The following is a 24,808-nucleotide window of genomic DNA, read 5'->3' as shown; positions in this document are numbered from 1 at the left end:
GCCCGTCTAATTCATCATTGCCAAATTTTGAGCCGTTTTTCGGTCAGCTGGAGCCCAATCTAAAGTTGCAAGTTTGGATTGGGGAATCCAGCGAAGCTGGGTGTGTTCGGTTAGACTTGGTTCGCCGCTTGTTAGCGAGCACAGGAACGTCGTAAGTTCGATGGTTCCAAAATCATATTGCTGCTGTATCGAGCATATTTTCTGATCAACTTCAATATCACAGAGCAATTCCTCTTTGATTTCGCGTTGTAAGGCTTGCTCTGGTGTTTCGCCGCTCTCGATTTTTCCTCCAGGAAATTCCCAATACCCAGCCAAGGATTTCGATGGACCTCTTTGTGCGCAAAGAATTGCGCCGCCCCTTCTTATCGCGGCTCCGACGACTTGCAATGGTGCATTACCCATATCGTTGACATCCTTACACAAAAGATACTGTGTCCAGGATAGCGCAGATGCAGCCGCTGCTATTTATAAATCTCTTTGGATTGCAAGCTTGTTGGTTTATATTTTATAGTTATAATTATCGTTATATAAAAATCATGGTGATTTTATATATTAAAGGAGTTTAGAATGGTTTATAAAGGTTCACGTTTAGATTTCCAATTAATTGATCATTCTGTTGACCAATATATGCATAACGATGATCTAGCGGAAAGCTTATCCGCCAATCCGTCTTTGGCTTTTATCGGACTGTTCTTGAACAAAAGATTTGATCTTGATTCGGCAGTGATTGATGATTCGATAGTTGATGGGACTAATGATTGCGGAATTGATGCTATTTATATTGATGAAGATTCTGGTAACAGGCCGATAGTCAATATTATTCAATCTAAGTATTATCGTTCAGAGGAAAAATACAACAGGGCCTTAGAGGCCGGAGCATTGGATAAGATGCATATGGCCATTGATGAATTAATACTAGGAAACCCAAAGAAAGAAAAATACAAAAACATAAACGAGGATCTAAAAAATAAGCTTGAGGATATAAGAGGATTAGAAAAAGAAACTCCACGATATCACATAATTTTTATTTCTAACTCTTTCCCACCTAATGTAAAGAGTAAAGAACATTTTGAAGCTTTCCTAGAATCTTATAATCATGACCAACAATATTTTGATACTGAATATGATCAATTAGTAGAAATTGCTGAATTACTGGCTCCAAAACAAGAGAAAATTATTGATGCCAACTTACATCTTATTGGTAAATATATGGATTTCAGCAATGGTATGACCAATGTATTAGTGGGAAGAATCGAAGGAACAGAACTTGCAAAATTAAGGGAGCAAGCGGGGGTTGCATTATTTGATAAAAATGTTCGTGGTTATTTGACACAAAAAAATGATGTGAATAAAGACATTATTCAATCTGCTACAGGTGAAGATGCCTATCAGTTCTTTGTATTAAATAATGGCATTACTATTGTGTGCTCAGATATGGAATATATTCCTAAAAAAGAGTCAATTGAAGTTAACGTTTCAAATCTGCAGATTGTTAATGGTGGGCAAACAACCAATTCTCTTTATGAAGCATACAAGGAAGGCAAGCTGAGTGATGAAGTAGATGTCTTAATTAGGATAATTAAGACAAGTGACGACAATCTTTTAGGTAAAATTACGAAAGCGACAAATTCGCAAACTACCGTTTGTGCAAGAGACCTGCACAGTAACGATTCTATCCAGAAAAAGATCGAAGCTGATCTAAAAACCAAGGGCTATTTTTATGAGGCAAGAACGAATAAATATAACGATGAACCTTGGAACAAGAGGATCGATGCAGTTAAAGCTGCCCAATCCTATTATGCGTACGCGTTGCAAAAACCAGCAGATGCAAAAAATAAAAAGAGATTTTTATTTGGAACTTTGTATCCAGAAGTGTTTAATGACTCTTTGAATACTGATACTTTTTTGAATGCATATCTTATTTGGCGACAGGTTCATACTTTATCCCGTAGTTTAAAGGAAGAATACTCTTTTGCCTCTTATGCGGAATACCATATCGTTGCTTTACTTGGACAAATGGATATTTTGGATCCCTCAGACCGCGATCTTATTGAAAAGAAGACAAGATTGATTCTTGAAGCAACAGATACGGTTGTACAGGAAAGGATTAAAGAAGAGGGTGACTCTTATAGTCATCGTGCGTTCTTTATCAATCCGTCAACAATAGGGAAGCTCACAACTGCAGTGGAACAATTAGAACTGCAAGAGAAACAATCTTAATAAATAGAAGAATTTAATATGAGATGGCGAGATTCGGGGAATAATGTTCGATCTCGCCATTCTTGAATAATCGGATATATTAAATTGTTCAAACAGATATAGGTCATTATGCGATGACTGCGATTTGAAATCTATTCCTCCGTCAGCCAGTCAAAGGCGCGTAGATCTGCGCTGGATACCGTTGTAGCTGATGGAAAGCTCGTCGTCTAGGGTACGGAACGACGAGAGCTCGCGTTCCAAAGTTTTGGGGTCGCGGACTGATTCAGAGTCCTGGTAGCAGGCTAGGCCGTTCGCGCTGTTGGCGACAAAGTCGATTTCGCCGCCCAATGCCTTGTGCCCGACGTAAACCGTTCCTGCTCGGTGTTTGAGTTCAAGGAACACGATGTTTTCTAGGATTCTGCCGGTGTCGCGCACGTTTTCTGAAACGAGAATGCAGCACAGACCCATGTACACAACGTAATACTTGCGTTCCTGTTTGAGGGTGTAGTTCGATAAGCTTGGACGAGTATATCCGAAGCGCTGTAGGTACTAAAGATGTTCTGTACCCGCGGATTATTGTGGTTCGAATATGTAAGTTGAAAAATATTTTTTAACTTACATAAAAAACCGAACAAGTTAAAAAATACTTTTCAACTTGATAAGAAAATGCGGTAAGTTAAAAAGTATTTTTTAACTTACCGTGCTGTAACGAATCGAACAGATTTACTCGAACGGGTACTTGAGGCCCCACTTGCCGCGAATCTGATCCATGAGCTTCATGATGCGCAGGGTGTCGGCGTGAGGCATTTCGATGCATTCCGTCTTGCCGTCGAGGATGGCGTTGGCGGAAGCGGCGACCTCGTACTCGTAGCCGGTCAGTTGTGCAGGGACATCGACATGTCGGGTGAGCTTGTGATCGAGACCGTAGAGGTCGATGCCTTCGATGTTGTTGATGTTCTGGCAGACCATGTAGCCCTCTGTGCCCCAGATGGCACCGGAGCGGTCGGAGGCGCACAGCATCGAAGCGGTGGCCGTAGCCATCACGCCGTCGTCATAATGCAGGGCGATGGAATCGGTGGCGTCCACGCCGGTTTTGTAGGGAACCATCGAGGTCGTAATGTCGGAAATCTTGCGCTCGCTGGTGTCGGCGCCCAGCGCCATGTCGAAGAAGTTCAGCGGATAGACACCGACATCAAGCAGTGCGCCGCCGGCCATCTCGGGGTCGGTCATACGAGGCTTGTGCGTGGTGGGGTAGCAGAGGTTGGCCGTCGCGGCTTGCACTTCGCCGATTTCGCCGGACTTGATGATGTCGGCGACCATGTCGCGCGAGGGCATGTAGCGTGTCCAGATGGCTTCGGTGCACAGCAACCCGGTTTCCTTGGCGACGTCGAGCAAGTCCTGCGCCTGCGAAGTGTTGGCGGTGAATGATTTCTCGACCAGGATATTCTTGCCGGCCTTGAGGCAAGTGATGCCCTGTTCGGCGTGCAGCGCGTGCGGGGTGGCGATATAAACGAGGTCGACTTTCGGATCGGCCAGCAGTTCGTCGTAGGAACCGTAAGAAACGTCGAATCCATATTTTTGGGCGAAATCAGTGGCGCGGTCCGCGTCTCGCGCGGCTACGGCATAAGGCTCGATCAAGCTGCTATATCGCGCGTCTGCGGCCATTTCCACCAGCGTGTTCGCCATTGATTTGGCGATTCCACCGGCTCCAAGAATCGCGACGTTGACCTTGAGTCCTTGTTCTTCCGCTTCGGCGCGTTTGCCGTTCAGTCTGCTCATGGAAGCCCTTTCTTGCATGAAAATGTATGCAACGTTTCCATTCTAAAGTCAGGTACGCATTGCTGGTCAGGCGAATAAGCAGGGAGTGTCGATATGTGTTATTCGCGGTCAGAGTGCTGTGAAAACATAGCAAGAAGATCGGATTTCCTATTCTTCTGTTCAGCGCTTCGTTACGGGAAGAGAGCTATGGTAAGGATCCTGGAATGGCGGTGTTTTGATATTTAGCATATAGAGAATTCGCAGCAGGGAACGTCGAAAAATTCGATTTAAACGTTCCGTGCTGCAAATCGAATGGCGGTTTTCTATTTCGTTGCCATTTTTGATACTCTCGGTTCAGTTTCAGTCCTTCTGAGTTGCCTTTGCGGTTTTACCGGAAGAATCCGCAGCTATGGCGCAGGTGTCTATGGATTTTTCGGAGGTGTCGGAAGCCTAGGCATCGGCAGCTTTCAAGAAAAGAGCAGCAACTTTGCAGAGGAACCCGCGGCTTTGGATGCACTATCATCAGGCCTCGTCAGGCTTCGCTGCCATCCTCGGCGACCAGGCCCTTCTTCTCATCGTGGCGACGCCACCAGGAGGAGAGCACGGAGCCGGAGATGTTGTGCCAGACGCTGAAGAACGTCGACGGAATAGCCGTGATCGGAGCGGCGGCGAACGAAGTCAGCGCCAAGGTCGCACCGAGGCCGGAGTCCTGCATGCCGACTTCGAAGGTGATGGCCTTCTGCTGCGCGTATCCGAAGCCCTTCGGATAGATTTTGTACATGAGCTTGGAGAAGCCGAAACCGAGCCCATAGCCGCAAAGGTTGTGCAGAATGACCACGGGGATGGCCAGTGCGGTGGCCTTGCTGAAGAGGCCCGCGTGGTTGGCGGCGACGACGATGCCGATGATCAGCAAGATGGCGGTCTGCGAGATGATTGGCAGCACGTCGGTCACCTTGGCGATTTTCTCCTTGAAAATGGTGTGGCAGATCACGCCGAGGGCGACAGGTATGAGCACCACTTTGACGGCGGTCAGGAAAAGCGACTGCCAAGGAATCGCCACGTATTGCGAGGCGAGCAGCTGCATCAGCAGCGGAATCATGAACGGTGCGAGCAGCGTGGAAAGCAGGCCGATGGAGACGTCGAGCGCCACGTCGCCGCGTGCAAGGAAGCTCATCACGTTCGACGAAGTGCCGGAGGGGCAGCAGCCCACGAGGATGACGCCCACGGCGAGCGGTCCGTCGAGATGGAAGATCCAGCAAAGCGCGACGGCGACGAGCGGCATAATGACGTAATGGGCCACTGTTCCGACGATGACCATCAGCGGTTGTTTGAAGATTCGGGCGAAATCGTCAAGCGAGAGTGTCAGGCCCATGCCGAAAAGCACAATGCCCAAGAGCCAGCTTGTGTCGTGCTTGGCCCATTCGCTGGTCTGCGGCACGAAATAATTGAACACCGCCCAGACGATGACGATAAGCGTGAACCACTTCGTGATCCAATCCGCTACCTTTTTCACCTTTTCCATCTTCTCTCACTTCTTTCTTATTTGGGTGTTGAGTGCCATGCTAGGTAGACGTTGAGCGAATTGAGTAAGTTGTCTCAAAAATAGAAAATATGTTTCATATGGTGGACGCTTGATTCGGTGATATCAGCAAGTTGATGGCGTTTCGGCTATATTCTGCGAGATTGTTGGGTTCTGCTTGCATATGTCTGGCACTTGCAACAATCGGCGGTGACGTCCGTTTCTGCGATTTGTCGCAGACTGAAAGTGGAATGGAAACGTGACGCGGCAATCGATAACGACAGATAACAATGTTTCCTCCACCAAAGGTGACGTCGCCGACCCCACTTCTGCAGCCGCCAAGCAAGATAAAAAGCAGCCCCAAAAACGCCGCAAGAACGGCTTGGTAGAAGTAGAGAAGTCTGAAGAAGCCGAGAAAACCGCAAAGTCGTCAAAGTCGGGAAAATCTGTAAAATTGGCGAGGAAATGCGGCAAAGGTGGTTCCGGGAACGTGGGTAAATCCGGTAAGCCCGTAAACACGGGTAAGTCGGTTCAATCCGGCAAGTCTGATAAATCTGCCAAGTCCGGTAAATCTGCCAAGTCCGGAAAATCGGCCAAGACCCCTGAAAAATACGAGCGTGGCACCCGAAGCTACACCATGTCGCATATCCGCGGCAAGAACACCAAAATCGAAGTGCTGGTCCGTTCCTATCTCTTCCGTCGCGGGTTGCGTTTCCGCAAGAACGACAAGCGCTATCCAGGTCACCCGGACATCGTCTTGCCCAAATGGCGTACGATGGTGTTCGTCAATGGCTGTTTCTGGCACATGCACGAGGGTTGCGCGAAGTTTTCGATGCCGAAATCCAATGTGGAGTTCTGGACGGCGAAGCTCGTGCGCAATCACGATCGTGATATCGCTCAGCACGCCGAGCTCGAGGCCGCCGGCTGGAAGGTTCTCGTCGTTTGGGAATGTGAGCTGAGCAAGGCCCGCCGCGAGGACACGCTGGAACAGCTGTATCGGCAGATCATAGGAGCGGATGAGTTCGGTGAATTTTCCGATGAATCATGAGCGTTCGGGTGAAGTCGATATGTAGCTTGCAGCGCTGAAGCGATACATTGCGATTGCTGAGGTTCCCTGCTGCTCAAGCTGCGATCGGGATTTTCTTGAGTGTTGGCATTTCAACGATTTGATGGTGGAGCAGTCTGTGATTTCGGGTTTGGCCCAGCAGGGAAGGCGTTGATATTGATGGTTTTGACTCCCTGCTGTGCCGTCTAAAGATGTCTCGTGAAAGTGCTGCGTACATAAGCCGCGTGGGTAAGCGAGATCGACCGATCAGCCCTGTAGCTCTTCCAGCTGTTTCTTGGCCTTGTGCAACTTGACGTAGATTTCGTTGCGTTTGCCGGAGTCCTTGGCACGGGCGTGATCGCCTTCCAATTTGGCGATCTGGGCGGTGAGTTCCGCGATCGCCGATTGCCTGGCGAGACGTGCGTCAAGGTTGTTGCCATCGCTGTCGCCGAAGATGGCTTGGGCGCACAGGCTTTGCCACACGTCGTCAAGCGTTTCGCCGTTGAGGGACAATGATGCTGCTTTGGTATCCTGCCAGTTGCCGACGTAGGTTTGTATTTGGGCCTCGCCCTGATGTCCGGCGCGAACCGGCAAGATACGTTGCACGGCGAAGGCGCATTGTCTATCCGCATTGCCGGACTGAACGCCGTCGTTGCCGCTTGGGGAGTCGTCACTGCTTTTGGCTAGGCTTGCATCGCGCACGCATACAAAGAGAATGTTCGAAGCCGAACGCAACTTTGCGATATGCTCCATGACTTCTACGGGCGCGTCCTTGCAGTTCTGCATGATGCCCATCACAAGAATCTCACGGGTTTTCTTGCCTGCGGCCACGTTGATGGTATTCGGGCGCAGTAACGCGAGCATGGTGATGGATTCGATGTCGCTCACGAACCGCTGTTTGAGCCGCGCAGAAACCGGCGGCTTCATATAAAACATCTGTTTGGGGATCGCGCTTTTGGCCTCGGGGATGGCGCAGGATGCGGGCAATCCCAGCGTGAGGGCAGATATGGTTCCGTAGTGTGCAGCAGTCATCGGCGACCTTTCCTCGTTCTCGTCGGCCGCCAGCCTTTACATTCGCGTGGCGCCCATTTGTGCGTTGTTCATTATTGTAATGGATTTGCGTCCTGTCCGTATCGGCGGGAGTTGATTGGTGGTATTTGGTTCTGTTTCAGAAGGCTCAGTAAACTCTGGCAGTCTTTGCGACCGTGTAAGCCTTGATAACCTAAAATCCACTTACCAAACCCTATCAAACCCTTAAAGCCTTATGATCTCAGCCATTCCGCCGACTCCCAGGTCACTTCAGGCTATGATCATCGGTTCTGCCTGCGGAATTCCTTGGGCGTTACATGGTATCGCTCATAGAACGACTTCGATAAGCTGGTGGTGTTGGGGAATCCCGTTTTGGCGCAGATGTCAGACAAAGAGGCGTGCGAACTGAGCAGCATAGCGTGTGCATCCTTGAGTCGTAGCTCGGTCAGGTATTCCTTGAATCCTTTGCCGATCGCCTTCTTGAAGAAACGGCTGAAATACTCTCTGCTATAGCCGAATTCCCGTGCTACGAACGTCTCGGTAATCGCTTCGGCGTGATGCGAATCGATATAGCCGATGACAGCCTGGACGATGTTGCGTCCGCGCCGGATTTCCTCGGGTTTGCGCGTCCCGCAGATGAAATTCGTGTATAGCAGTGCCAGCAGGCGGTAGAGCGCCGCGTTGAGCAGGAAGCCGTCACCGATCTTGCGTGAGATAAAAAGCCGCCTGACCTCTTCGATGATTTCGTTGACTTCCTCCCTGTCGTCATCGCTGGCCGTGGGCGCGAACCACTTGAACAGGCAGCGGTCGGCGAATGGGTAGAGCCTGTCGACCACCTCGGCGTTGAAGGTGATGGAAATGCCCTGATATGGGCTGTCGATGAACGCGTGATGGATGGTATATGGGCTGATGAGCAAGGTATCGCCGGTGGTGATGGTGTGGTGTTCGGCGTCTAGGCTCAATTGCAGTGTGCCTTTGTCGGCGTGCGCAATCTCCATCCCGCGGTGCCAGTGGGCGGGGACGTGTTCGTGATTGTTGTCGTGAATGATGATCAAAGCCGGATATTCCGTGGGATAGAGCTTTTCTTCCAGGTAATCCGCAGTGATGATTTGGGAAGGTTCACGATCATGATGGCCTTGCACAAATACCTCCATCGGTATGTCGCTTAATAATCCTATATCGTAATATTATGCTGAATCGAAGCAGAATGGCAGACTTTGGTAACAAGGATGTCACATTTTTACAAACTTACATCACATATTATAAAAAACGAGCTTGGTCGCCATTTAAAATGGAACATGTATCTGTGGAGGAGCGACGAGATGGAGGCGGATGGCGTTATGGTCGAAAGTATCGGTAGAGATGCGTTGTTCGCTCGGAATACCGGATTGACCGACGAGCAGCGCCAGCTCGCAAAGACCTGGACGAATATCGACGAGGACCTTGATGGGGTCGATTCCGCTGTGGCCGATTACGTATTGGGCAAGCGCGCGGATTTTATTCACGTTGACCTGCCGCGCTATTCACGCAAACCCGCGGTTCCCGATGACGTGGTGCTTTACGATGACATCAATTACCTCGATGACGGACAGCGCGCGCACAGACTCGACGTATTGCTGCCGGAAGATGCCGTAAGTCGCGGGGGAGCGCCGATACCGGTGGTCATCGAGGTGCACGGAGGCGCTTTCCTCTATGGTTACAAGGAGCTGAACCGCAGCCACAGTGCCCAACTGGCACATCTAGGCTATGCGGTGGTGAGTCTGAATTATACGTTGTACCCCAAAGCAGACTTTATCGGCCAGTTGGAGGATCTTTCCGCCGCGTTGCGCTGGGTCGCAGCCAACGCCGATCGTTATCTTTTGGATGCCAGTCAGACTTTCATCACTGGTGATTCCGCGGGCTCGATGCTTGCTCTCTACTTGATTGCCATCGAACACAACCGCGAGTTCGCCGACGCGATCGGCATTCCCTCGGTCGGCCTGCGTTTCCATGCCGCCGGACTGGTGTCGGGCATGACCAATCTCGACAACGTCTTTGACCAGTCCGCTACGGACCGTGGGAGCCTGATCGACTCGATTCGTCCATCGTTTGACCGCCTACGTCAGCGTTTGCAAGGTAGCAGGTTTTCGACTCTGACGGGGATTTTGGACGCGATTGATATCCCACCGATGTGGATGGTGACCAGCACCGATGATTTCCTTGAGGCCAGTAGCCTTGAATTGGCCATTGTGCTGCGTGCGCGCAACATCGACCATTGCCTGATTGACGACAGGGCCGGGCGCAATGAATGTCTTCCCCATGACTTCGCGGTTGGCCTTCCATCCTTACCCGAAAGCATGGCGGCGATGGATTCGATGGTCTCGTTCTTCGACGAGCATCAGCAGCCGCGTCTTGGACTTCACAACAGCCAGTGAGTTTGGCAGCCGACGGGTTTCTTTCTTGTCTCGATTTGATAAAACGTAATATATAAAAATATCGATATAGCAAAACGCCGGGTGGAAAGCCGTAATATCAAGCTTTCCACCCGGCGTCTGTATCTGATGGAGTCGTCAGTGGCTAGGCATTATTCTTGCCGCGCTCGTAGTATTCCATCGAGGCCATCGGCCCGGTGACCATGAACTTGCCGTCGCGGTAACCGATTTTGGTCACGGCGGTGTTGTTGTGATTTGAGAAATCGAAACCATGGTCGATGGTGTAGAGGAACTCGCGGATGCTCAGCCCGGAGCTGACCACCAGGATGTTCCCGCCGCCCTCGGCGATGGAGGTCACGGCGATGCGGGTCATGGCTTTCACCATGCGGTCCTGAATCTGCTTCGAGGACTCGGCGCGATCTTCCGGCGCGAGGTCGGTGGGGATCACATTGCGCCGGTCCAGAGCGTAAAGCGAATCCTGTAGTTCGAGATTGGCGATGCTGCCCCGGTCATCCAAGAACTCGTCCATGGTCTTATAACCCAGGTTGCCCACGCCGATCTTGACGATCTCGGGAATCTCCCGGCCTTCGAAACTGCCGAAGTTGGCCTCGCGCAGGTCGGGGTCGAAATGAATCGGCACGTTCTCGTTGCCTGAGCCGTCAAGAGCCCCGCGGGCGGTGTCGTAGTGCCTGGAAAGGGTTCCGCAATAAGCATTGGCGAACTTCACGCCGCGCAGGCCCCTGCCGAAGCATTCGATGATGGCGCGGCCCTCGCGGGTGATGGGGAAATCGGACCAGCCCTGCATGAGCTGCATGGTGTTGGCCGTTGTTTGGCTGTGACGGGTCAGGAAAATCGTCATCTCCTCAGGGGAGGTGTCTGCTATGTCTCTGACAATCTCGCTCATTGCGCAGTCACCTTGGCCTTGTTGGCGCGACGAATCTTCTTCTCCTCGGTGATCGCGACGATCACCTGGAGGATGAAGGCGCAGATTACGGCGACATAGAGCACGCTGAACGTCGCGCCCCAGCCGTGCAGCACGTGGCCGAAGATGTTCAGGCCGCTGGCGGCGCTGTCGGCGATACGGGAGAGTAGCACCTTGGCGGTGGAATCGCCGAAGAGGTAGCCGAAGCAGCCCATCATGCCGCCGGCGAGGGCCGTGGCCTTCTTGGGAACCTGGTTGACGATCGAGATGCCGATGAGCACCTGCGGGCCGAAGACGAACATGCCGAGGAAGAAGAGGGAAATGAGCACGACCATCGGGGTGCGGCCGTTCTGATAGATGAACAGCGGAATCGGGGTCAGACCGATGCAGATCAGGGAGACCAGGCCTGGGCGGCCCTTCATGATGTCGGAGAGCGAACCCCAGATGATGCAGCCGACCATGGAGCCCATGGCGAAGTAGAGGATGGCCTGGGCACCGACCTCGTTGCTGAAGCCAAGCTGCTCGGTGACGCGCAGAGACGACCAGTTGTCGATGCCAATACGCATGACGTAAGCGAAGACGTCGGAGACGCACAGAATCCAGACCAGCGGGTTAGTGAGCAGATACTTGCGGAAGATCGTCCAGGTGGACTCATTGGCGCCGGTGGTGTCCTCTTCCTTAGCAGGTTCGTCGAAGATCGTTTCGGCGGATTCCCAGCCGATGTCCTGTGGGCGGTTCTTGCCGACGAAGAAGCAGATGATGCCCACGATGAATGCCACAATGGCCGGCATGATGAACATGCCCGCGACCTTACCGTGGAAGAAAGTGTTGGCGCACCACAGGGCAAAGATTCCGACCAGGCCGCCGCCGATGTTGTGGGAGGCGTTCCAGATGCCGTAGTAACGGCCGTAGTTTTTCTTGGTGGTCCAGTTCGCGATGACAGCGGAGCAGCAGGGGCCGGCGCTGCATTGCACCACGCCGTTGATCGCCCAGAGGGCCAGCAGCCATCCCATCGGGACATGCTCCATGGTCAGAAAGAAGCCAAAGCAAGCGACGACGATTGAGGCCGCGACCAGCATGATGGAAGCGCACTTCTTGTTGTCCTTGCCGACCATGAAATAGCCAACGACGACCTTGCCGATGCCATATGCGATGGAGAAGGCGAAACCGATGAGGCCGAGCTGGCTGGTAGTCAAGTGCAGCTGGGTCTTAAGCAGAGGCTGCGCGGCTTTGAAATCATCGCGTACGAAGTACATGATGCTGTAGAGCATCACGGTGACCAAGAACGGCTTCATGAACTCCCAGAACCATTTTTGACGTTGCTGAGAAACGGGTAAATCGGCTTTCGGAACATGTTTGTCAAATGCCAAATTGAATGTATTTGATGCCATGTCAACCTCCTTGTGAACTTTTTGACTCTCTCTTGACTGCGGTTTGGCCTTTTGGTGACCGGTTCGGACCTTCTGCGGCTTTCGGCTGTGAACTGTCAAGTGTTCATAACCGTTTCCTGCTGGAATGAACCGGCTAAAGCAGAAACACGCAACAATGCTAACGGGCGCTTGGAAAGGCGGCTACTGCTCTTTTCTTCATAATGTGACATAATGATTTAAAAATGTGACTACCTTTAGATTGTGTGGCCATAATCGGGGGAAATGTCTTATTGTCTTTAAATACCGCGTTAAAACCCCGCAGATCCGGCCATGTCAAGTTCCTCACAATATGGGATCGCTGTCTCGATTTTAGAGAGATTTTGTTGTATCTGTATGGATGGTTTTTCATTCTGTGCTAAGGGAAACAGATATACAATCAAGGTTTTTGTGTCAGGAGAGCAGCGCTAACCCCACGTAGCATGTTGTTGTCGAATAAGTTCTATCATTTTGAAGTGAGTAAAAGGCGTTATTCTTTACACAGCGCGATAAGCTTTTTTGGGGGGGCAGCGACGCGACTTGCATGGCGCTTCATTTCCGCATGACCATATGATTAAAATCCTGGGAAGTGTATCAAAATGGGTATGAAACCAACAGATGAAGAACGCAAGCTTCTGGCGCAATGGACCGAGGTGGATGACGATCTTGACCAGGTCGATCCTGATCTGGCCAACAAGATTCTGACCATGCGTACCGCTTTCGGGCGTGGCAACATCGCCTGCAGCCCGTATTGGGAGGATCCGGAAGGCATCGATGCTGTCACCGATTTGGATTACGCCGGCGATGGCTTGCGTGCGCATAAGCTCGATGTCTATTATCCCTACGACGCCGTGGTACGCGGTGGCAAGACGGCGCCGGTGTATATCGACATCCACGGTGGCGGTTTCGTCCACGAATACAAGGAACTCAACCGCAACTTCTGCACTCACCTGGCCGATCTTGGCTTTGTGATCTTCTCTTTGAACTACCGCCTCGCGCCCTCAGCTGATTACTTGGGGCAAATGCAGGACGTCATGGCCGGCATGGCTTGGGTCAAGGAGCACTTGGCCGACTACCCGTGCGACCCCGAGAAAATCTTCATCACTGGCGATTCCGTGGGCGGAGTGATGGCACTTTACGCCGTGGCCATCGAACAATCGAAGGCAATGGCCGACAGTCTCGGGCTGAAGCAGGCCGGTTTGAACGTCCTTGGCGGCACCCTGGTTTCCGGCATGCACAACTTGCGTCCGCTGGTCGAGCAAACCGAGGACTATATGAACGGCTCGATGATGGACGTCATCACCATGATGGCCACCCGCACCTTCGCCACCTTGAAGGCCAGGAATTCGCCGTTCGTCGATCTGGACTACATGACCGCCAACGTCGATCTGCCGCCGCTGTTCCTCAACACCAGCAACGACGATTTCCTGCAGGGTGATTCGCTGCTCCTTGGCGCCGCGCTGGCTGCGCACGGTCGCGATTTCGAGATCCACGACCGTCACGCCCGCAAAGGTAAGACGCTGGGCCATATCTACCCGATCTGCATGACATGGTTGCCAGAAAGCCAGGACATCCTGCATAAGATTCGCGATTTCTCCTACAATCTGTTCTGATTTCTCTTCTCGATTGGCCGCTGTGGCCTGTCGGGCAATCGGAATTCCTTAATGTCCACATCGTCGCCTTTGTGGAGGTGGGACATTGTGCGTTGTGGCAGAGGCCGACTTCTTTGCTAGACGGAATAGGGAAACCATGCGGGTTGTTTCCCGAATCTTTTGCCATTGGTGACGATATGTGGCCTAAGACGGATTGCTTTCAAACTTGAAACTTGCTCACTATGGCAGACGGGCCAGGTTTGCGTGTACAATACGATATGTTGCCCGGGTAGCTCAGGGGATAGAGCACCGCTCTCCTAAAGCGGGTGTCGTCAGTTCGAATCTGATTCCGGGCACGGTTTTTCTTGGTTTTGACCGTATATTCCCCATCAGGACGGCTGAGATTTCACTGGTCGAGCTTTCCAGACCATGGGTTGCTTTCCATTGCAGTACCTGTTTTTCAATGGTCGATGGCGTTGGCTTTCGTTTTTTCCAGTGACATCATGATTTCTATGGTTTGCATCTGGTTACTAGCCGTCATGGCGTGCTGTTGGCTAGCGTTTCCTATTTTGTATGATTAAACTAATGATTCTTATAGTAAGATATCGAACAAATATTTTGTGATGTGCGTCTATTATGGTCTGTTATCTTACGTATCAAGCTTGTATCGTAGGTCGATTATAAGGTGAGATGTCTCATTAATCGCGTTTAGTAAGAGAAAGAAGAAAAGATGACATTCAAATCTCGGGCTACCCGCGTCGCTGCCGCACTGTTGGCTTCGGCGACGCTGATTTCCATGGCCGCCTGCGGCTCGAGCTCCGCGAAGAGCGAGACGAAAGCGGATTCCAATGCCATGATTTCGGTGAACAACACTGAACCGCAAAGTCCGCTGGTTCCCGCCGATACCAACGAAATGGGTGGAAGCCGTATTATTCGCTACCTGTTCGAAGGCCTGGTGAGTTTCGACGCCAAGGGCAAGCAGCACATGGAAGTGGCCAAGTCCATCACCTCCAACCCCGAAGCCACGCAATACACCATTAAGCTCAATGACGGATGGAAGTTCACCAATGGAGAGCCGGTGACCGCCCAATCCTTCGCCAAGGCGTGGAGCTACGCCGCCAATGTGAAGCACGCCGAAAAGCAGTCCAGCCGCATGTCCGTGATCAAGGGCTATGACGAGCTGCAGAAGCCTAACGCCCCCGACGACGCCCAGCTTTCCGGCCTCCAGGTTCCCGACGACCATACGCTGATCGTCACGTTGAACAGCCCGGATTCGGTCTTTCCGACCCAGATCTCGCACCAGTCGTTCTTCCCGCTGCCGAGCGTGGCCTACAAGGACATGAAGGCCTTCGGCAAGCACCCGATCGGCAATGGCCCATACAAGTTCAAGTCCTGGACGGTCAACAAAAACATCATCGTGGTGAAAAACCCAGATTACAAGGGTTACCGAACGGTCAAGAACGGCGGCATCGAATACCGCGTCTATTCCAGCCCCGATGCTGCGTATTCCGATGTGGAGGCCGGTAGTCTCGATCTGCTGATGGATGTGCCCCAGTCCGAAGTCAAGAGCTTCCGTTCGGATTCGTCAATCCATGCCTACAGCCAGCCCGGCAGCTACTATCAGGGCTTCATCATTCCCGAATGGGCGCCGCATTTCGGCTTCAACAAGGAAGGCATTCTGCGTCGTCAGGCGATTTCCATGGCCATCGACCGCAACCAGATCGTCGACAAGGTCTTCTCGAACACCAAGTCCGTCGCCACCGATTTCACTTCTCCGGGAGTACCTGAGCACCAGAAGAACCTCAAGGGTACCGCCAATCTTCGCCACAATGCGAATAAGGCCCGTGAGCTTTGGAAGCAGGCCGATGCCATCTCGCCATACAACCAAAAATTCAGCCTGGCCTATCCCTCCGACGGCGGCCACAAGCCGTGGGTGGATGCGGTTTGCAACCAGCTGAAGAACACGCTGGGCATCCAGGCTGTGGGCGATGCCTATCCGACCTTCAGCGATCTGCTCAACCGCGTGACCCAGCGCACCATTCAGACCCCGTTCTTCTCGGGCTGGTCTTTGGACTATCCTTCGGCTGAGGATTACATGACGCCGCTTTACTCCTCGGAATCCGCCGATGGCCACGGTACCAACGACGGTGATTACAAGAATCCCCAATTCGATGCTGCGTTGCTCAAGGCGAAGTCGGAACTCGATCCCGCCAAGCGTACCGCCGATTTCAATGAGGCTCAGGAGATTCTTCTGAACGATCTGCCGGCGATTCCGTTGTGGTGCAACAACGTTTCCGCGGTTTCCTCGCCGAAGCTCAACAGCGTGAACTTCGACTACACGAATCTGCCGACCTACAACACCATCACGAAGTAAGCGCCGAACAGGCAGGTTTCTGACAAGTAGTGTCCGGTAAGAATATCGGCGATATGTTTGCGTCGATGGGCCGGAATGAAACAAAATATAAGCAGGGGCGTTCCTCCAATAATGATAAGGAGGAACGCCCCTGTTGTTTTGTTTCCTACGTGGCGGTTTTCGTCGTCTCGTAAGCTCCGTTACCTATTCAGCTGTGTACTTCGCTTTCTGTGCGTGAACGGAAGCCGAATTTCATCGTCTCGCTGTTGTAGGCGATGACACCGTGTCCGGTGGCCGGCAGAATGATCACTCCGCCGTCGCCGTGATAGCCGTCGATTTCGTCAAGGGTCGCCTTGGCCGCGTCTTCCGCGCCCTGGCCGGCAAAACGCACCCTGGACGCGATTTGGTTGGCAGCGACGGCCTTGATGAACGCCTCGCCGATGCCGGTGCAGGAGACGGCCACGCTGCGCTGGTCGGCAAAGGTGCCGCAGCCAGGAAGCGGGGAGTCGCCGACACGGCCGTGCATCTGGTTGGTGATGCCACCGGTCGAGGTGCCGGCCGCGATATGGCCTTGCGCGTCGCGGGCCACGGCTCCGATAGTGCCGTGCTTCTGCCAGTCGTCGCCGTCGTTCTGAGCGCTGACCAGTTGCCTGCGGCGCTCGTCGGTAATGAAATACTCGTTGTCTTCGGTTTTGATGCCCCAATCGGCGAGTTCCTGATCGGTCGGCTCGGCGAAGAGGACGTGCTTGGTCTTGTCTTTGACGGCCTGTGCCACATCGATCGGGTTGCGTGCCGTACCGAGTCCGGTGGCCGCCCCGACACTGCCGTCGCCGTCCATCAGGCAGGCGTCCATCTGCACGATGCCGTCGCTGGTCAGTGCCGCGCCATGTCCGGCGTTGAATTCGGGAGCATCCTCCATCACATGGATGGCCGCGATGACAGCTTCCTCGGCGCTTGCTCCTGCTTCGAGCTTGGCGTATCCGGCATCAAGTGCGCGGTTGAGGTCGCGATCGACTTCCTCGGCGTTGTGATTGCCGCGTGATCCCGCCCCTCCGTGGATCAACAGTGTCAGACCGTCTTCCGTCTCAGTGGTGATGGTTACTATGCGTGCATGGTTACCTGATTCGGGCATGTTCTCCTCTTTTCCGTGTATCGAATTTCAGGCGTTGAGCCAATGGAATCATCGTAGGTGAAGGTTGGCATAATGTCATCATATTAAGATAATAAGTACTAAAAATAACAATTCTTGCATTCGTCGTCAATATATTGTGGCGGGTTTCTGGTTCCTCTCAGTGAAGACGTATATTCTGTTAGCATGATTGGCGCGGAGGATATGCTTGAAGGCGAGAAACCGGATTGATACATTATCAGCCTGCCGTTTGAGGGTAAGCGAAGAATGACGCAATGACAAGGACTCCACAGGGTGATGTTCGTGCAAGGCCGGCAAAGAAAGGCAACGTGAAGACGAAAACCAAGTCAAAAGCTACGGCTAAACGGAAGGGGAAGGCCATTGCGAAGCCACAACCGGTGTCAAAAGCCAAAAAGCACGGCGGTTTTCTGAGGGGAATCTTCGCGCTGCTGGCTTGGCTGTGCCTGATTGTCGCGTTGCTTGGCACCGTCAGCCGGGAGTTGCCTGAGGAGCTGCAATCGCTGCCGTATGTGCCGGCGGTGGCGGCGTTTGCCCCCTGGTTCGCGCTCTTGGCGTTGGCGGCGTTGGTGCTGGCTATGGCCTCGCGCAGGTGGCTCGCCGCGCTTTTGGCATTGGCGTGTCTTGGATTGCAAGGGTGGAGGCAATACCCTTATTTCGTTTCCTCCACTCATCTTGATGCCGCCGCGGTTTCGGCGGTGAGCGGCAATCGCGTCAATACCGATGATTCCTATGCCCGTGTGATGACGGCGAATGTCTACAAAGGTAGGGCCGATGCCAAGGCGATCGTCGAAGCGGTACGTGACCAGCGCGTGGAAGTGCTGGCGATGCAAGAGACAACCAAGCCCTTTATCCGTGCGCTCAAAGCGGAAGGCATCAACGAATACCTGCCCTATTCGCAGATATCGTCCTCGGACGGCAAATATGGCAACGCGCTGTTTTCGGCCACGGCGTTGGACTCGCCAGCCGACGATGACGTCGATTCCAGTGCTTCTTTCATGCCGGGCGGCACGGTTTCGTTCGGTGCGGGCAAGACGTCCATCCGTTTCGTTTCGGTGCACACCACGTCTCCCAAGCCGGGTTATTGGAACAAGTGGCGTACATCGCTTGATGAGGTGGCGGCGATGCGCTCGCATAAAAACACCAGATATGTGCTGATGGGGGATTTCAATGCGACCACCGACCACACACCGTTTCGCAATACCTTGGGTTCCCGATTCCATGACGCCGCGCAAAGCTCGGGTAGCGGGTTTGTCTTCACCTGGCCCGCGAACAAACCGGGCGTGCCGAAATTTGCGGGCATCGATCATATTGTCCTTGACCGGGGGATTGTCGCCGGTCAGGTCGGCACCATGCGGATACCCGGGTCGGATCATGCCGCGTTGTTGGCCACCATCGCCGTCTCCTGAATCGTATGCTCGAGCGTGTTGTTGAATGAGGAGGCGGAACATTTCGCTGGTGATTGGTTTCTACACGGGAAAGATAGATGCGGAAAAGTGTGCGTTTGGAGCGCTTGGTGATCCATTTTCGGCAGGAGTATTTGCTAGGTTGGGAAACCGGGCATCGCACGGCTCGTGAATATTGCGACTTTTTCTTGTTTTTAGTCTAATTATCGATGTTATATATTGTCTACTTTTTACCGAATTGCGATACAAATTGTAACACAGTGTACATTCATCTACCTAAGCGACTACGATAGGACTTTGGCAGTGAATGCCGAACGTACAAGTGAGATTACAACGAGGAGTGCTCATGGACGAAAAGACATTGGTAGACAAGCTTTCCAAGGTTACTACCATTACCGATTTGCAAGAAGTCGCCAAGGAGGTCGGCAAGCCGATGACCGTCGAGCAGGCTGACAAGGCGCTGAACCGCCTCTTCGGAGCAGAGAACGATACGGGTGAACTGATGGGTGATTCCGTGGCCAAGGCCGCGAAGGACATCTTCGGCTGAGTTTTCGCTCTGTTTGTTTTTAAAGGTTGGGGCCTATCCGCTGATAGCAACGGATAGGCCCCAACTTGTTTTATGTATCGATTTGTTTTCGCCTTTCAGACCGCGTTGGAGATGGCCTCAACGCTGGTCTTCGCGTCACCGAAGAGCATGGACGTGTTGTCGTTGAAGAACAACGGGTTCTGCACGCCGGCGTAACCGGTGCCCATCGAACGCTTCAGGACAACGACCTGCTTGGCTTCCCAGACGCGCAGCACAGGCATGCCGGCGATGGGGGAGTTGGGGTCTTCGGTGGCGGCTGGATTGACGGTGTCGTTGGCGCCGATCACCAGGACGACGTCGGTATCGGCGAAGTCGTCGTTGATCTCGTCCATTTCCATGACGATATCGTAGGGCACCTTGGCCTCGGCCAGCAGCACGTTCATATGGCCGGGCAAACGCCCTGCCACCGGATGAACGGCGAAACGAACCTCCACACCCTGTGCACGTAACTTCTCGACCAAGCCTGCCACGGCCTGCTGGGCCTTGGCGACAGCCATGCCGTAACCGGGGGCGATGATGACCGAGTTGGCGTTTTTGAGCATCTCCGCCACGTCAGCGGCGCTGGTCTCGTGCACCTCACCGGTGATTTCCTTGGCATCGCCCGACTTGGCCGGCTTCTCGCCAAAACCGCCGAGAATGACCGACATGAACTTGCGGTTCATGGCCTTGCACATCAGGTAGGAGAGGATGGCGCCGGAAGCGCCGACCAACGAGCCGGTGATGATCAGGAGGTTGTTGTCGAGCATGAAGCCCGAAGCAGCCGCAGCCCAGCCCGAGTAGGAATTGAGCATCGAGATGACCACGGGCATATCGCCGCCGCCGATGGCCGCGACCATGTGCAGGCCGAGCAACAGCGCAAGCACGGTCATGATGGCCAGAGGCCAGATCGAGTGCGTCGGGATGAACCAGGCGATCATCGCGAGCATCACGATGAGGACGACCAGATTGATGATGTTGTGGCCGGGAATGATCAGCGGCTTCGACTTCATCTTGCCAGCCAGCTTGAGGTAGGCGATGACCGATCCGGTGAAGGTCACGGCGCCGATCAACACGCCGATGTAGATTTCAGCCAGATGCGCGCCGTTCGGGTTCTTTTCGGTCAGCCATGAGTTGTAGCCGATCAGAACCGCGGAAATACCCACGAAGCTATGGAGCATCGCGATAAGTTCCGGCATCTGCGTCATCTCGACGGTGCGGGCCTTCCAGATGCCGATGGACGCGCCGACGATGAAGACCAAAGCGATGAGCAGTGCGGTTACCCAGACCGGACGTTGGGAGTCAACCAAAGCCAAAGCGATGGTGGCGGCAATGGCAATAAACATACCGATCATGCCGAGGATGTTGCCGCGACGGGCCGTCTCCTGCTTGGAAAGACCTGCGAGAGAAAGGATGAAGAGCACTGCCGCCAGCAAATAGGCGGATTGAGCAATGGATTCGAGTGTCATGATTTCACGCATCCTTCCTGAACATGCTGAGCATTCGGTAGGTCACGAGGAACCCGCCGAACACGTTGATCGAGGCGATGGCCGCCGAAACCACGGCAAGCACCGTCACCAGCGTGTTGTTTGAGCCGATCTGCAGCAGCGAGCCGATGAGGATGATGCCTGAAATGGCGTTCGTCTGGCTCATCAGGGGGGTGTGCAACGAGTGCGTGACGTTCGAAACGACGTAATAGCCCACAAAAATCGCGAGGATGAAGATCGAGAATGTCATCAGAAGCTTCGTGTCGGCGAAGGCCAGCGCGATGGCGAGCAGAACGGCCGCAATCGCCGTGAGTATGGTGTTGCGCTTGCTCTTCTGTGCCTTGACAGCTGCTTCCTTGGCCTTGGCGGCTTCCTCTTGGGCTTTTTGCTCTTCAGGGGAGAGCTTCGGCTTGTCGTCGGCCTTGGCTGTGGCGGACACCGAGACCTGTGGCGGAGGCCACAGAATCTGGTCCTCCTTGGTCACGGTCATGCCGCGCTGCACCTCGTCATCAAGATCGAGCGTGACGTTGCCGTCCTTCTTCGGTGTCAACAGCTTCATCAGGTTGACGACGTTGGTGCCGTAAAGCTGCGAGGTCTGTTGGGGCATGCGGCTGGTGAGGTCGGTGTAGCCGATGATCGTCACGCCGTTGTCGGTGGTGATTTTCTTGCCGGGTTGCGTCAACTCACAATCGCCGCCACCGCTTGCTGCGAGGTCGACAATCACTGATCCGGACTTCATGCCCGCCACGGCGTCTTTGGTGATGGTGAGCACGCCCGCGCCACGCACCAGAGCGGTGGTGATAACGATATCGGCATTCGCTGCCTCTTTGGTGTAAAGCGCCAGTGTCACCTTCTCCTGGTCGTCGCTCAACGCTTTGGCGTAGCCGGTGTCGGATTTCTCCTGCTGGGCACCCTCGGCCCGCACGAACGTGGCTCCCATGGATTCGATTTGCTCGGCGGCCTCCGGGCGTACGTCGAAGGCACGAACCTCGGCGCCCATCGAAACGGCCGCACCGATGGCCGCCAGCCCTGCCACGCCACCTCCGATGACGAAGACCTTGGCGGGAGCCGTCTTGCCGGCTGCGGTGACCTGCCCAGCAAACATGCCGCCGTATGATTCCGCGGCTTCGATGACGGCACGATAGCCGGAGACGTTCGACATGGTGGAAAGTACATCCAACGACTGCGCTCGCGAGATGCGCGGCACGGCGTCAAGTGCCAAAGCCGTGATGTCGCGGTGCGCTAGGATGTCCAGCAGCTTGGCGTTGCTGTGCGGCGCGAGGCGGGAAACCAGCATTGCGCCCGACTTCATCTGGGCGATTTCATCGGGAGTCGGCGTGTCGACGGTTACCACGATGTCGGCGTTCCACGCATCTGCTGCCTTACCGATTGTTGCGCCGGCCGCTTGGTAATCATTATCGGAGAAACTTGCCTCTTCTCCGGCTCCGGTTTCTATGGAAACGTCGTAACCAAGCTTTTTCAGTTGGCCGACGGTTTTAGGAGTCGCCGCCGCCAGCCTTTCGCCAGGTGTTGTCTCCTTGGGTATTCCGATAATCACAATCGCTCCTTTCTTTGGGACTGTGACATTTCATACATCACGATTATTACCATGCAACTTCCATGTTGCCGTGACTATCCCATCTTTGGGTTCTTTTATCTCTTATTATAGTCAATAATTATGCATTATTAGCGGAATCGGATATTTTGCGTACGGCCGATTATGCAAGAAAATTCGATATGATTCGTATCGGTTTTAGGAATATTGGCCACCACGTTTGGAGGATGGCGCTCCGCGGTTTGTATATTGATGTGCTCTGAAAGTTTGTCCGTCATCGATACGGGCCTTGTTCCGTGCTGCGGCCTTTTCGGCGCGGGCAATCATGGTTTTTGTGATGCCATGTGGCAAACCGTCGCCTTTCTTTGCATGTTTCTTCATATTTTTGCGATATTCGATGCCCATTGTGTTCTCCTTTGAACGTACGGATGAATTTGTTGCCGCTTCTGTTATTCAAGATTGGATTGCTGAGGCGTTAAGCGCTAAGCCCTGTGGGCTTAGCGTAACCGAGGTGAGCACGCTTAAAGCGCGCGAAGACAGAATCGAACCTTGCGTTACTCAAAGTTAAATTGCTGAGCCGTTAAGTGGGAAGTCCTGAGGACTTCCCACAGGCGAAGTGAGCGCGCCTTACGCGCGCGAAAACGCAATCCAATCTTCGTCATTCAAGGTTCGACTGTGTCCCAGCCGTAGCCGCCGTCGACTGCTGCTCAGCTTCTGCGCTCTCGAGCTTTGCCCGCACGTCGTTTAAAAGGCTTTGCGCACGTTTGGCCAACGCCTCACCGATTTCCCACTGGTGCATCGATTGGTCGAGATTAAGTCCGCCAGCCTCCAACGCCTGCACGGCTTTGATAAGGTTGTCACGTGCCTCTTCGTAAGGCATCTTGGCGATTTGGTCGCGTTCCTTGTCGGTGAGGCTTGAGGCGGGAGCGGTGGTCTTGTCGGCCTTATCGTCTTCGGTCTTGTTGCCTTGCGCATCATTGGTTGTTGCTGTCATCATGAGTCCTTTACTTATCGATTGGTGCTATTCAATTGTCGTTGTGTCTAAAAGTTGGATACTGTTGCCGGTAATTGAATGAGATTACCGGCTATCATGTTTCTTTCTATTCCGGGTTGACGGTTTTGGCTTCGGTTACCACCTCGCCGTGCTTTAGGGTCAAAGTCAATACATCGCCGGGAGAGACCCTTGTTGCATCGTCGAGCACATGCCCGTTGGCCGCCTGCACCACCGCATACCCGCGGTCCAGCGTGGATTGCGGACTCAAGGCGTTGAGGCTGGCGTGCAGCTTTTCGATGGTCAGGCTGGCATCGTCCACGAGCCGGGTCAGCCCCAGCTGCATTCGCTGCGTTGATTCGTCGATGAAACGTTGATGTGGCTCGAGCATGGTCTGCGGGTGCGTGAGACTGGGGCGGCTTGCGTAACCTTCGATGACGCGGATCTCGTTGTCGACCCGGGCGTGGACGCGCATGTTCATCTGTGCACGGGCGTTGGCGATGAGTTGCCATTGTTCGCGTACGTCAGGCACCACTTTTTTCGCGGCATCGGTAGGGGTGGAAGCGCGCAGATCGGCTGCCAGGTCGATTAGTGTCCAATCGTCTTCGTGGCCGACGGCCGAAACAATAGGAGTCTGGCAGGCTGCGGTGGCACGTACCACGCCTTCGTCGGAGAAACCGATCAGGTCTTCGAAGCTGCCGCCGCCGCGCGCGACGATGATGACATCGACTTCCGGATCGGCGTCGAGCTTTTGAATCGCGGCGATTACGTCGGATGGGCATTGCACACCTTGAACGTGGGCATGTACGACCTTGAATTTCACCGCCGGCCAGCGCAGGTTGACGTTGGTGATGACGTCACCTTCCGCGCGAGCTTGCGGGGCACAGATGAGGCCTATGCATTTCGGGAATTCCGGTAGTTCGACCTTGTTTTCCTGGTCGAACAGCCCTTCGCCCTTGAGTTTCTTGCGCAGTTCATCGATCTGTACCTTGAGGTCGCCCGCGCCGATGCGACGGATGTCGTCGGCCATGAAGCTCAGGCGAGTCGCCTTGATCCAGATATCCGGCTTGCCGTGGATGACCACGCGGTCGCCCTGGTGGAAATTCGAGGCCATTGCCACAAAATTGCGGAAGCCCATCACCGAAATGGAAATATCCTCGAAATTGTCGCGTAAGGTGATGTAGCCGGAACTGGCACGACGCATGTTAATCTCGACGATCTGGCCTTCGACCCATGAACCTGGCCAACGCTTTACTGCATCGTGGTATTTCTGACTGATCACACTGACCGGCCATGGATTCTCCGGAGTCGTGTCGCGAGCCAGCCGGGGCAGCTGATCCAACGGTTTCGGGCCCTGCGCAGTAGCGTCCGGACCACCTTCGGGTCCATCGGTCTGGGCGTGTGCCGAGTACCCATATCTCATATT

General features: G+C 53.6%; 21 protein-coding genes and 1 tRNA gene. 8 read left to right on the top strand and 14 right to left on the bottom strand.

The window, feature by feature from the left end:
* Positions 1-6: 6 nt before the first annotated feature.
* Positions 7-402, bottom strand: coding sequence for a (deoxy)nucleoside triphosphate pyrophosphohydrolase (locus tag PT279_RS02955; RefSeq protein WP_277165309.1), 396 nt, complete (start codon positions 400-402; stop codon positions 7-9).
* A 165-nt stretch (positions 403-567) separates the two neighbouring features.
* On the opposite strand from PT279_RS02955, the gene PT279_RS02950 reads away from it, so the two are divergent.
* The gene (locus PT279_RS02950) at positions 568-2,220 is read left to right on the top strand and encodes an AIPR family protein (RefSeq protein WP_277165307.1); all 1,653 of its coding nucleotides are present in this window, start codon (positions 568-570) and stop codon (positions 2,218-2,220) included.
* Between the two features lie 150 nt (positions 2,221-2,370).
* Here PT279_RS02950 and PT279_RS02945 read toward each other — a convergent pair whose 3' ends face one another.
* The 3 genes from PT279_RS02945 to PT279_RS02935 form a co-directional block, all read right to left on the bottom strand.
* Positions 2,371-2,667: an ATP-binding protein gene (locus PT279_RS02945; RefSeq protein ID WP_277165305.1), complete on the bottom strand. Its 297-nt coding sequence runs from the start codon at positions 2,665-2,667 to the stop codon at positions 2,371-2,373.
* Positions 2,668-2,922: 255 nt separating this feature from the next.
* A complete protein-coding gene (locus tag PT279_RS02940; protein WP_277165303.1) occupies positions 2,923-3,978 on the bottom strand; it encodes a Gfo/Idh/MocA family oxidoreductase in 1,056 nt (351 codons plus the stop codon).
* Positions 3,979-4,489: 511 nt separating this feature from the next.
* Positions 4,490-5,479, bottom strand: coding sequence for a bile acid:sodium symporter family protein (locus PT279_RS02935; RefSeq protein ID WP_277165301.1), 990 nt, complete (start codon positions 5,477-5,479; stop codon positions 4,490-4,492).
* A 487-nt stretch (positions 5,480-5,966) separates the two neighbouring features.
* Here PT279_RS02935 and PT279_RS02930 point away from each other — a divergent pair, with 487 nt between their 5' ends.
* Positions 5,967-6,524, top strand: coding sequence for a very short patch repair endonuclease (locus PT279_RS02930; protein WP_277165906.1), 558 nt, complete (start codon positions 5,967-5,969; stop codon positions 6,522-6,524).
* 264 nt (positions 6,525-6,788) lie between these two features.
* On the opposite strand, the gene PT279_RS02925 is transcribed toward PT279_RS02930, so the two are convergent.
* Positions 6,789-7,553: a DUF4391 domain-containing protein gene (locus tag PT279_RS02925; RefSeq protein WP_277165299.1), complete on the bottom strand. Its 765-nt coding sequence runs from the start codon at positions 7,551-7,553 to the stop codon at positions 6,789-6,791.
* Positions 7,554-7,831: 278 nt separating this feature from the next.
* Complete coding sequence (locus PT279_RS02920) at positions 7,832-8,692, bottom strand: AraC family transcriptional regulator (RefSeq protein WP_277165298.1); 861 nt, start codon at positions 8,690-8,692, stop codon at positions 7,832-7,834.
* A gap of 156 nt (positions 8,693-8,848) precedes the next feature.
* Between PT279_RS02920 and PT279_RS02915 the strand changes: the two genes are divergently transcribed.
* Positions 8,849-9,964 carry an alpha/beta hydrolase gene (locus PT279_RS02915; protein ID WP_277165297.1) on the top strand — a complete coding sequence of 372 codons (1,116 nt, stop codon included), beginning with the start codon at positions 8,849-8,851 and terminating at the stop codon, positions 9,962-9,964.
* 142 nt (positions 9,965-10,106) lie between these two features.
* Here PT279_RS02915 and PT279_RS02910 read toward each other — a convergent pair whose 3' ends face one another.
* A complete protein-coding gene (locus PT279_RS02910) occupies positions 10,107-10,865 on the bottom strand; it encodes a histidine phosphatase family protein (RefSeq protein ID WP_277165296.1) in 759 nt (252 codons plus the stop codon).
* On the bottom strand, positions 10,862-12,274 hold the full coding sequence (uhpT, locus tag PT279_RS02905) for a hexose-6-phosphate:phosphate antiporter (RefSeq protein ID WP_277165295.1): 1,413 nt from the start codon (positions 12,272-12,274) through the stop codon (positions 10,862-10,864). Before uhpT ends, PT279_RS02910 begins: the two co-directional genes overlap by 4 nt.
* 620 nt (positions 12,275-12,894) lie before the next feature.
* Between uhpT and PT279_RS02900 the strand changes: the two genes are divergently transcribed.
* The 3 genes from PT279_RS02900 (at position 12,895) to PT279_RS02890 (ending at position 16,255) form a co-directional block, all read left to right on the top strand.
* The gene (locus PT279_RS02900) at positions 12,895-13,902 is read left to right on the top strand and encodes an alpha/beta hydrolase (protein WP_277165294.1); all 1,008 of its coding nucleotides are present in this window, start codon (positions 12,895-12,897) and stop codon (positions 13,900-13,902) included.
* Positions 13,903-14,164: 262 nt separating this feature from the next.
* Positions 14,165-14,237, top strand: a tRNA-Arg gene (locus PT279_RS02895).
* Between the two features lie 374 nt (positions 14,238-14,611).
* Entirely contained in the window at positions 14,612-16,255 is a 1,644-nt protein-coding gene (locus tag PT279_RS02890) for an ABC transporter substrate-binding protein (RefSeq protein WP_277165293.1), read from the top strand.
* A gap of 187 nt (positions 16,256-16,442) precedes the next feature.
* Here the strand turns inward: PT279_RS02890 and PT279_RS02885 are convergent, their stop codons facing one another.
* On the bottom strand, positions 16,443-17,366 hold the full coding sequence (locus tag PT279_RS02885; RefSeq protein ID WP_277165292.1) for an isoaspartyl peptidase/L-asparaginase family protein: 924 nt from the start codon (positions 17,364-17,366) through the stop codon (positions 16,443-16,445).
* Between the two features lie 272 nt (positions 17,367-17,638).
* Between PT279_RS02885 and PT279_RS02880 the strand changes: the two genes are divergently transcribed.
* On the top strand, positions 17,639-18,790 hold the full coding sequence (locus PT279_RS02880) for an endonuclease/exonuclease/phosphatase family protein (RefSeq protein WP_277165291.1): 1,152 nt from the start codon (positions 17,639-17,641) through the stop codon (positions 18,788-18,790).
* A 343-nt stretch (positions 18,791-19,133) separates the two neighbouring features.
* Entirely contained in the window at positions 19,134-19,334 is a 201-nt protein-coding gene (locus PT279_RS02875; protein ID WP_277151277.1) for a hypothetical protein, read from the top strand.
* A gap of 95 nt (positions 19,335-19,429) precedes the next feature.
* Here PT279_RS02875 and pntB read toward each other — a convergent pair whose 3' ends face one another.
* From pntB to xseA, 5 genes are all read right to left on the bottom strand, one after another.
* Positions 19,430-20,818 carry a Re/Si-specific NAD(P)(+) transhydrogenase subunit beta gene (pntB, locus tag PT279_RS02870; protein ID WP_277165290.1) on the bottom strand — a complete coding sequence of 463 codons (1,389 nt, stop codon included), beginning with the start codon at positions 20,816-20,818 and terminating at the stop codon, positions 19,430-19,432.
* A 4-nt stretch (positions 20,819-20,822) separates the two neighbouring features.
* A complete protein-coding gene (locus tag PT279_RS02865) occupies positions 20,823-22,394 on the bottom strand; it encodes a Re/Si-specific NAD(P)(+) transhydrogenase subunit alpha (RefSeq protein WP_277165289.1) in 1,572 nt (523 codons plus the stop codon).
* A gap of 195 nt (positions 22,395-22,589) precedes the next feature.
* Positions 22,590-22,796, bottom strand: coding sequence for a hypothetical protein (locus PT279_RS02860; protein WP_277165288.1), 207 nt, complete (start codon positions 22,794-22,796; stop codon positions 22,590-22,592).
* Between the two features lie 253 nt (positions 22,797-23,049).
* Positions 23,050-23,388 (bottom strand): exodeoxyribonuclease VII small subunit, encoded by a 339-nt coding sequence (locus PT279_RS02855; RefSeq protein WP_277165287.1) that lies wholly within the window; start codon positions 23,386-23,388, stop codon positions 23,050-23,052.
* A gap of 103 nt (positions 23,389-23,491) precedes the next feature.
* Positions 23,492-24,805 (bottom strand): exodeoxyribonuclease VII large subunit, encoded by a 1,314-nt coding sequence (gene xseA / locus PT279_RS02850; RefSeq protein WP_277165285.1) that lies wholly within the window; start codon positions 24,803-24,805, stop codon positions 23,492-23,494.
* Between the last annotated feature and the right edge of the window lie 3 nt (positions 24,806-24,808).

Origin of the sequence: Bifidobacterium sp. ESL0784, from assembly GCF_029433295.1 — a bacterium.
In the GTDB taxonomy this organism is placed as follows: Bacteria; Actinomycetota; Actinomycetes; order Actinomycetales; family Bifidobacteriaceae; genus Bifidobacterium.
Note: the sequence above shows the minus strand (reverse complement) of the source record. Positions and strands in the feature narration are given on the sequence as shown.